Annotated in this window: 8 protein-coding genes; all 8 read right to left on the minus strand. The window is 60.3% G+C overall.

Going from position 1 to position 8,927, the window contains the following annotated elements; translation table 11 throughout:
* Positions 1 to 113 precede the first annotated feature (113 nt).
* Positions 114 to 734 carry a TetR/AcrR family transcriptional regulator gene (locus QN377_RS22635; RefSeq protein ID WP_095018014.1) on the minus strand — a complete coding sequence of 207 codons (621 nt, stop codon included), beginning with the start codon at positions 732 to 734 and terminating at the stop codon, positions 114 to 116.
* Positions 735 to 789: 55 nt separating this feature from the next.
* Positions 790 to 1,887, minus strand: coding sequence for an endonuclease/exonuclease/phosphatase family protein (locus QN377_RS22640; protein ID WP_095018013.1), 1,098 nt, complete (start codon positions 1,885 to 1,887; stop codon positions 790 to 792).
* A gap of 64 nt (positions 1,888 to 1,951) precedes the next feature.
* Positions 1,952 to 3,211, minus strand: a complete 1,260-nt coding sequence (locus tag QN377_RS22645) for a NupC/NupG family nucleoside CNT transporter (RefSeq protein ID WP_095018012.1) — start codon at positions 3,209 to 3,211, stop codon at positions 1,952 to 1,954.
* 41 nt (positions 3,212 to 3,252) lie between these two features.
* The gene (locus QN377_RS22650; RefSeq protein WP_095018011.1) at positions 3,253 to 3,669 is read right to left on the minus strand and encodes a cytidine deaminase; all 417 of its coding nucleotides are present in this window, start codon (positions 3,667 to 3,669) and stop codon (positions 3,253 to 3,255) included.
* Positions 3,666 to 5,399: a bifunctional metallophosphatase/5'-nucleotidase gene (locus QN377_RS22655; RefSeq protein WP_095018010.1), complete on the minus strand. Its 1,734-nt coding sequence runs from the start codon at positions 5,397 to 5,399 to the stop codon at positions 3,666 to 3,668. The genes QN377_RS22650 and QN377_RS22655 overlap by 4 nt, the downstream gene beginning before the upstream one ends.
* A 19-nt stretch (positions 5,400 to 5,418) precedes the next feature.
* The gene (locus QN377_RS22660) at positions 5,419 to 6,066 is read right to left on the minus strand and encodes a MotA/TolQ/ExbB proton channel family protein (protein ID WP_095000357.1); all 648 of its coding nucleotides are present in this window, start codon (positions 6,064 to 6,066) and stop codon (positions 5,419 to 5,421) included.
* A gap of 65 nt (positions 6,067 to 6,131) precedes the next feature.
* Positions 6,132 to 8,372 (minus strand): TonB-dependent receptor family protein, encoded by a 2,241-nt coding sequence (locus tag QN377_RS22665; protein ID WP_095018009.1) that lies wholly within the window; start codon positions 8,370 to 8,372, stop codon positions 6,132 to 6,134.
* Between the two features lie 44 nt (positions 8,373 to 8,416).
* Positions 8,417 to 8,927: energy transducer TonB (locus QN377_RS22670; protein ID WP_323567667.1), on the minus strand; the 511-nt coding region annotated here is incomplete at its 5' end.

The following is an 8,927-nucleotide window of genomic DNA, read 5'->3' on the forward strand; positions in this document are numbered from 1 at the left end:
GGGGGGGGCCTCCCCCCCACCACAAAAAACCGGTGGGGCCCCCCCCCGGGCCCCACACCCCCCCCCCCCCGCGCCCCCGCTCCCACAGGAGGGCCTGATCGTCAACCGAGTTTCTACAGGCTCAGCCCCACCCCGCGCAATATTACCGAGGTGATGGTCTGTACCGCCTGATGGTATTGCTGGTCGGACAGCGGCTGATGGCCGTTGAGTGCGCAGACCTGATAGTCGAAGTCGGCATAGTGCTGGGTCGAAGCCCAGATCATGTACAACAACGCTGAAGGCTCCACCGGGTTGATGCGTTTTTCGTCCACCCACTGGCGTATTTTCTGCTCCATGAGTTTGGCACCCTTGGCCATATGCTCATCGAGCATGTCCTGGAACATCGGTGCACCGCGCATGATTTCGTTGGCCCACAGTTTGGAGCCGTGGGGACGGGTGCGTGAATGGTTCATCTTTTCCATGATGTAGCTGGTGAGCACCACCCGCGGGTCGTCGAACTTTTCGAAACAGGCACCTTCCAGCCCCCAGGTGTCCAGCAGGTTGACCAGAACTTCGCGGTACAGCTCGTCCTTGGTGGAAAAGTAGTAGTGCAGGTTGGAGCGCGGCAGTGCGGCTTGCTTGGCAATATCGGCCATCTTGGTCCCGGCATAGCCTTGTTCGGCGAAGACTTTCTCTGCGGCCAAAAGGATTTTTTCGACGTTTTTGCGGCGGATCTTTACTTTCGGGTTGCTCATCGAGTACCTGATTTATCACGACAGGAGAGGGCTGCGGCTGACGACACAGCATAGGTCAATGGCCAGGGGGCGCTGTGCGGAAAATCTCGGCGTACAACGGCCAGTGATCCGATACGCCCTGGGCATGACGGGCGCCATCGAAGCGTGCCGGGGTGCCCCAGCGGTTGACCTGATAAGGGCTGCTGTACACCAGGCGAATGCTCTGCGGATCAACCTGCCAGCCATTGAAACCGCTGGCAGCGGTCATCTGTGGCGGGAACAGAAGCATGTCGAAGAACGACCACTCGCGTTTGCTGTGGTAGTAGTAACTGCCTTTGCAGCCCTCGCAGCCGATGAACTGGGACACCGCCCAGGTGCTGGCCAGGTCTTTGGCGATATAGCCGTGCTGCTGTTCTTCGCCGGCATTGATATTGAAGTCGCCGCCGACAATGGGCAGTACATCGTCCGGTAGTTCGCGCTTGAGCCGGGCCAGGTAGGCGACGGCCTGCTGGCGCAGGTAGCCCGGCGCACCGCCTGAGGGCAGGTGCAGGGAGAAAATCGCCGCTTTCTGGCCATCAGGCAACAACAGGCGAACTTCGAGAATGCCCCGGGTTTTGCTCACCCGTGCCGGGTCATCATTCCCCAGCGCCTGGTAGGGCACTGGATGCAGGCGGGCGGTGTCCCATTGAGGCAAACGGCTGAGTACTGCGATGTCGATACCGCGCTCGTCCCAGCCCTCGATCAGTACGCGGGTCTGGTAGCCGGACGTGTTCAGGCGGGCATTGAGTTGCTCGACAACCTTGATGTTCTCAACTTCGTTGAGCATCAGGATATCCGGCCCGCGGCCTTGATTGATCTGTTTGATCACCGCGCTGAGGCGCTTGAGTTTTTCATCGAGCAAAGTCGGGGTCCAGTCGTTTTCTTCACACTCCTTGCGCCACGCCGGGACTTCGATTTTTGTGCAACTGGCCAGGTACTCCGGGTGCGCGCGCTTGACGCTCAGGGGCAGGTAGGCGAAGTCGTCCTTGCCGTTGTCGTGCTCGGTGTCGAACAGGTTTTCGACGTTCCAGGTCATTAGTGAGACCCGGCCAGCTTCAGGCTCGACATGATTGGCGCAGGCGGTCAGCAGCAGGGTGCAGACGACGATCAGTAAATGGGTACGCAGCAGTTTCATTGGCAGTCTATCCAGGCATAAAGGTCTGTGAGGGGGGATGCAGGCTTGTTTATGGGGGCGGGCTTCACAGGGAAATAAACACCCCCGCCAACGCAGCACTCATCAGATTGGACAGGGTCCCGGCAATTACTGCGCGCAGGCCCAGGCGGGCGATATCCTGACGCCGCGAGGGCGCCATGACGCCCAGGCTGCCGAGCAGGATGCCGATCGACGACAGGTTGGCAAAACCGCACAGGGCAAAGGTGACGATCACCTGGGTGGGCCCCGACAGTACCTGGATGCCTTTGGCAGCGGCTTGGACCGGGTCAAGATAGGCCGCGAAATCGACATAGGCGACGAACTCGTTGAGCACCAGTTTTTCGCCGATAAAACTGCCTGCCGTCATGGCCTCGCTCCACGGTACGCCGAGGACAAAAGCCAGTGGCGCAAACACATGGCCAAGAATCAGTTGCAGGCTCAGGTGGGCAAAACCGAACCAGTTGCCCACCCAGCCCAGGATGCCGTTGAGCATGGCTATCAGGGCAATAAAGGCCAGCAGCATCGCGCCCACATTAAGGGCCAGTTGCAGGCCGTTACTGACCCCCAGTGCGGCGGCGTCGATGACATTCGCCGGTTTATCGTCGGGGTATACCTCGATGTCACTGAAGTTGTCGCGCGGTTCAGCGGTTTGCGGCTCCATCAGCTTGGCCATCAGCAAACCGCCGGGGGCAGCCATAAAACTGGCGGCAATCAGGTATTTAAGCTCCACGCCCAGGCTGGCATAGCCGATCAGCACCGAACCTGCGACCGAAGCCATGCCGCCGACCATCACCGCGAACAGTTCAGAGCGGGTCATACCGTCCAGAAACGGGCGCACCACAATGGGCGCTTCGGACTGGCTGACAAATATATTCGCCGTGGCCGACATCGACTCGGTACGGCTGGTGCCCAGCACCCGCTGCAAGCCGCCGCCAATCACGCGGATCACCACACTCATGATGCCCAGGTAGTAAAGGATGGCGATAAAGCTGCTGAAAAACACAATCAGCGGCAGCACCTTGATCGCAAAAACAAAGCCCTGGCTGCCAAACACTTCGCTCATTTTGCTACCTGCCAGAGGGCCGAAGACAAAGCTGATGCCTTCATTGCCATAGTCTTGCAGCAGGGCAACCGAATCGCTGATCGCAGCCAGCGTTGCCTGGCCCCATGGCACATAGAGGGCGAAGGCACCCAGGCCTGCCTGCAATACAAATGCCCCGCCTACGGTCTGCAACTTGATTGCCCGGCGGTTGCTGGACAGCAGCACCGCCAGGAGAATCAATACCACCACTCCAACGAAACTCATTGACCAGATTCCCGTATGTCACGCATCAAGATCGCACCGGTTCAGAAACCGAAGGCACCGGGCAGCAATTGCTCGACCGTCCAGTCGCGGGCGGCCGCCGTTTCGTGGCCGACGCAATACACCACGCAGTGAGGGCTCATCAGATCGTGCATGACCTGACGGCAGGCGCCGCACGGGGAGATCAGCGCCACGTTCGGGGCATACACCAGCATCGCCTTGAAGCTGGCAGGTGTATGGCCCTGGGCAATGGCGCTGAACAGGGCGCCGCGTTCGGCACAGTTGGTCAGGCCGTATGAGGCGTTCTCGACGTTGCAGCCGCGAATGATCCGGTCATCGGCGGTGAGCAGCGCCGCACCCACCGGGAAGTTCGAGTGCGGGCACCAGGCTGCCCCGGCTGCGGCGATCGCTTCAGGTAACAGGCGCTCGTACTGCGCCTGAGCTTCGGGGCTGCGGTTCATGGGGCGTTGCTCGCGGTGACGTCAGCCAGGGTCTGGGCAACTTTTTCAATCCGTTGTTGTGGCGTGCTTGCTCCCGCTGGCTGCCCGGCGCGGTCCTGGGCTTGCAGATAATCGACCAGTGCCTGGAGATCGTTGAGGCCGGTATCCACCCGCTGGCTGGCTTGGTTGAGTACGCTGAAGTTGTCACCGCCCCCGGCCATAAACGAGTTGACCGTGATCCGGTAGGTCTGCTCGGGTAGCACCGGTTTGCCATCGATTTTCAGGCTGTCGGCGATGATCCGCTGGCCCTGGGGCCTGCTGGCATCCCAGCGATAGCTGAGGGTGGCCGATGGCTGCAGGGGATAAAAACCGAAGCCGTTGTTCTGCCATTGCTGCTCCAGCAATTGCTTGAGCTGGGCACCGCTGAGGGTAAGGATGTTCAGGGTGTTGTTGAACGGTTGCACGGAGGCTACCTGGCCATAGCTCAGGTGCTGCTGGCCGGGTTCGAGCATCAGGTCGGTGCGGATGCCGCCCAGGTTGGTCAGTGCCACCTCGGCGCCCAGGGCGCGGGTGGCGTGCAGTTGTGCATCGGCGATCAGGTCGCCCATGGCCGATTCTCCAGCGTCGTTAAGGGTGCGGTTGATTTCGCGGGTGGCGATACGGGCCACGGGTTTGTTCAGGTGTTCGTTGCTGCGCGCTTCAATATCGGCCTGCAGCGCGGCAATTTCTGGCAGCGGCGTGTAGCGCGCGGGGTCAACCACGATGTTTTGTGCCTTAGCATCGAGCAGTTGGTGGTTGACCGGGTCCACGGTGAGGGTGATATGGGTCAGCAGGCGGCCGAACGAGCTGCCCTGGGTGATCAGCTTGTCGCCCAGGCGGCACAGGTAGCCCTGGTGGGTGTGGGCGGTGACCACCACTTTGATTTGCGGGTCCAGACGCCTGGCCACATCGACGATATCGCCCTTGAGCTGGCTGCAATCCTGCTGGTCGAAGCGTTCGGTGGTTTCACCGCCCTGGTGGATCACCGCGACCACGGCATCCACCCCTTGTTTGCGCAGTTCGGGCAGTTGCGCGTTGATCGCCTCGGCCTCGTCAATGGTGTACAGACCGTCCATGCTCTGCTGGCTTACATAGGCCGGGAGGTCGCGCAACACCGCGCCGACAAAGGCGATTTTGGCGCCGTTGGCCTGCTCGATACGGTAAGCAGGCAGCAGTGGTTTGCCGGTTTGCGCGTCGATCAGGTTGGCCGCCATATAGGGGAAGCGCGTGCCGCTGTAGTTGTTGTCAAACTGGCAGGCCTTGTCCGGGCGCGGCGACACGCAGCCGCCATTGATCTGGCGTTGCAACTCCAGTTTGCCCAGATCCAGTTCATGGTTGCCAACCACACTGAACTTGAGCCCCAGTTCGCCGAGGGCTTCGAGCGTCGGCTCATCGGCCCACATCGAAGACATCGGCGGGCTGCCGCCGATCATGTCGCCCGCACCAATCAACAGCAGTTGCGGGTCCTGTTTGCGCAGTTCGCCAACCACGCCGCTCAGGGCGTTGATACCCCCCGCCTTGAGCGACACTTTGCCAGCCGGTGCCGTGGCATCGGTGTAGGTGAACGGGGTGGCGGCCAGATTGCCGTGAAAATCGTTGATCGCGGCAATATTGATAGCGACCGGCTTGACCGGTTGCTGGCAGGCGGCCAGCACCAATGCTGCCGGGATGACCATACTGGCACTGCGCAGACGCGAGAGAAGATTCGACATGCAAGCTCCTTGGTGCCGGTCAGGCGGTACGTGGCTGGCCAGCAGTGGCGGCGGCAGGTGCTGACGAGGTGACGTATTGCGTGCCCAGGCCTGCGCGCAGCAAAAGCATCTTGAGGTGGTCATTGATCAGTTCAAGGCGATCTTGCAGATGGCTATTGAAGACCATGCCCACCAGCGCGATGGAGATCCCCAGTGCGGTTGCGTACAGCGCCGTACCGATGCCACGGGACACTTCGCCCGGATCGGAAACACCGGCCTCGGCCAGTGCCTTGAAGGTGTCGATGATGCCCATGATGGTGCCGAGCAGGCCCAGCAGCGGCGCACCGGCGACCACGGCTTCGAGGATCCACAGGCTGTGGGACAGCTTGCCGCGCATGGAGATGTAAATGGCCTGGCCGAGGTCTTCAAGCTCCTGGTGCGAATGCAGTTGGCGACGGCCGTCGTAGATCTGCGAGAGCAGTTGCAGGGGCAGGCTGTCGCGCGCGGTCAGCCCGGCAGGCAGGTCGGCGATGCTGCGGACTTTGCCATTGACCGCAGGCACCAGCTGACGCGCCTTGCGCAGCGAGTAGCTGAAGAAGATGCAGCGTTCGACGACCACAAAAGCGGCCAGGGCTGCGGCGCCGTACATGACGTAGAAGGTGATGTCGTGGAGCAGATTCATGTTCATGCGAGTAATCCTCCAGATGCGTTTATGGTCCGGGCCTGCCGTGCAGGCAGGCCCGGGGAGCAAGGTCAGAAGCTGGCTTCGAAAGAGACCATGGCAGTGCGTTCTTCACCGACGTTGTAGTAAGGCGTGGCGGCGCTGACGCCGTTGACCGGTGCAGCGTTGAGCACCACGGTGCGCGCCGATGACAGGTACTCCTTGTCAAACACGTTGAGCATCGAAACGCGGATGGCCGCCGACTTGAGGATCTTCTTGTCCACCGGCAGGCGCACCCCGGCGTTGATATCGAAGGTGGTACGCCCGGAGATTTCCTGGTCGTTGGTCAGGTCGCCGTAGTAGCTGCCCACATACTTGGCGGCCACGTTGCCGTAGTAGCGCTTGTTGTCGTAACCCAGGCTGGCGTTAAGCATGTTTTTCGGCACGTTGGCCAGTTGCTTGCCGGAGGTGGGCAGTTCCTTGTTGCGTGTGGTCACGTCATCCTGCTGCTCGGCGCTGGTATAGGTGTAAGAGGTGTAGTAGTTGAAGTTGTAGGGCAGCAGGCCGCTCCACTCCAGTTCCAGACCCTTGTTGACCACGCTGCCGACGTTGAGCATTTCGTAGTCACCGTCCGCATTGGTGGTCGACAGCTGACGATCCTTGTACGAGATATGGAACAGGGTGGCGCTCAGCAGCATGTCGTCCTGGGTGAAACGCCAACCCAGTTCCTGGTTCCAGCTCAGTTCCGGGGCCAGGCTGATGGAGTCGCCGGCGTTGTAAAGCACGTAGTTGGGCGGCGTACGCATATTGCGGGTGACGTTGTAGAACGCCTGGTGCTGCTCGTTGATCTGGTAGCGCGCACTGAAGTTGGGCAAAAACTCGTGGTACCTGGCATCACGCTTTTCGGGAGCGCTGTACAGGCTGCCGAGGTTGTTGCCATCGCGTTCGACGTACTGGTAGGCAATGCCGCCGGTGAGGGTCAGGTCAGGGGTGACCGTCCACACGTCCTGGGCCCAGATTTTCTGTGCCGGGGTGACGGTGTACTGGTGACGGCCCTGTACCGTGGCGCCATTTTTGTCGGTGAGCTGGTTGCCACTGTTGTAGTCGCCCCAGATATCATCCGGCGTACCGTTTTCGGTGATGCTGATAAAAGGCTGGGTCTGGCGCTGGCGGGCGCGTTCATACCAGTAGCCGACATCGATGCTGTGGGCTTCGTTGAAGTCCCATTTCAGTTTGGTGGTCACGCCAGGGCGCCAGCTCTCGGTCCATGATGGGCGGTAGTAGGTGTCGTAGGCCAGTCCGCTGAGGTCAAAGTTGCCGGCCTTGTCGCTGGTCGAAGACAGCCCGGTCGCCGATTGGCCGCTGAAGCTGCCGCCATTGGACCAGAAGTAGTAGGGTGCGATGGTCAGCGCCAGGTCGTCACGCAACTGAAAGCGCTGGGTCAGGGTGGCTGATGCGTTTTCAAACGGGTTGCGGTTGATCTTGTAGTACTGGGTCAACTTGCCGCTGCTGTTGTAGATCGGGATTTCGGCATAATCGAGGCCACGGCCCGACTTCTGAAACTGTGCCTTGCTCAGGGTGTTGTAGTTGTAGTTTTCCTGGGTGCTGTATTTGAAGATGGCATTGGTCGAGTTGCCATTGCCATCTTCGAACAAGGTGTTCCACTCAACCCTGTCGGCGCGTACGGTGCCTTTGCCGCGCCACTTTTCGCCTTCTGTATGGGACGCCGAGACAAAGGTTTTAAAACCATTCAAATCACCGGTGTTAATCCGCGCGAATGACTTGTTCAAACTGTTGGAACCGACCGACTGTTTGACAAAGACGCCGAAGTCCTTGGTCGGGCGCAGGGTGACCAGGCCAATGTTGCCGCCACTGGAGCCGATATGCGGGCCGTCGATTTCCGAAGAACCCTGGGTGACAAAGACTTCGCCGAGGTTTTCCGGGTCGCCGAGCAGGTTGGCATACACCGCATAGTCCCCGGAATCGTTGATCGGGATACCGTCCGAGGAGACGCCGACCTGGTCGGAGTTCATCCCGCGCATGGTGAAACTGGTGCCGCTTACCCCTGATGCGTCGGTGCTGGAAACGTTGATGCCGGGGGTGTACTTGAGCTTGTCGATGGCGTTGGCAGTCGGTGCCATTTCGTCCATCGCTTCCTTGGTTACGGTCGAGCGGCCCTTGGCGCTGTCTTCTTCGACCATAAGCCCATTACCCAGACTCTGTCCGGTGACATTAACCTTGCCTATATCAACGGTATCTTCTGCGAGCGTTGATAACGTCCAGCCGCCAACCCCAACGGCCAGTAGCGTTGCGAATAAAGTATTGAGTTTCAAAACAGTTTCCCCTAAGCGTAAGTGTCAGAGCTGACGTGCTTTAGTTATGGCTCTGTGTTGTATACAAGCGTGGCGCTGAAACGGTATTTATCCTTGCCCGAGAAACTTTCCTCGGGGAAGGGCACAACTTTATCGAGGCGTTGCAAGCTGGTTTGTGCGGCGCGATTGAGCAGCATATTGGTCGCCTTCTTTTCAATGCCCGAGTCGAGCACCTTGCCGCTACGGTCAACCAGCAACCACACCACCACATTGCCTTGCGGGCGTTGCAGTGAAGCCTCGCGACCTCGCGGGTATTGCTTGTATTTCTCCAGCTCCGCCAGCAGCCGGGCGATATAGCGGCTCTCCAGGTCTGCCGGGTTGGCGCGCGGGGCCTGGGCAATCGGTCTGGCTGGCGCTACAGGGGGGGCCGTAGCGGGTGCAGGCGTGGGCGCTTGCAGCACAGGCTGAGGCCTGGGTGGTGTCGGTACGGCCTTGACCACCTGCGGCTTGGGCTTGGGTGGCGGCGGCCTGGGAGCTGGCGGTTTGGGTTTGGGTGGCTGTCTCTTATACACATCT

Origin of the sequence: Pseudomonas sp. CCC4.1 (assembly GCF_035019225.1) — a bacterium.
GTDB lineage: Bacteria > Pseudomonadota > Gammaproteobacteria > Pseudomonadales > Pseudomonadaceae > Aquipseudomonas > Aquipseudomonas bubulae.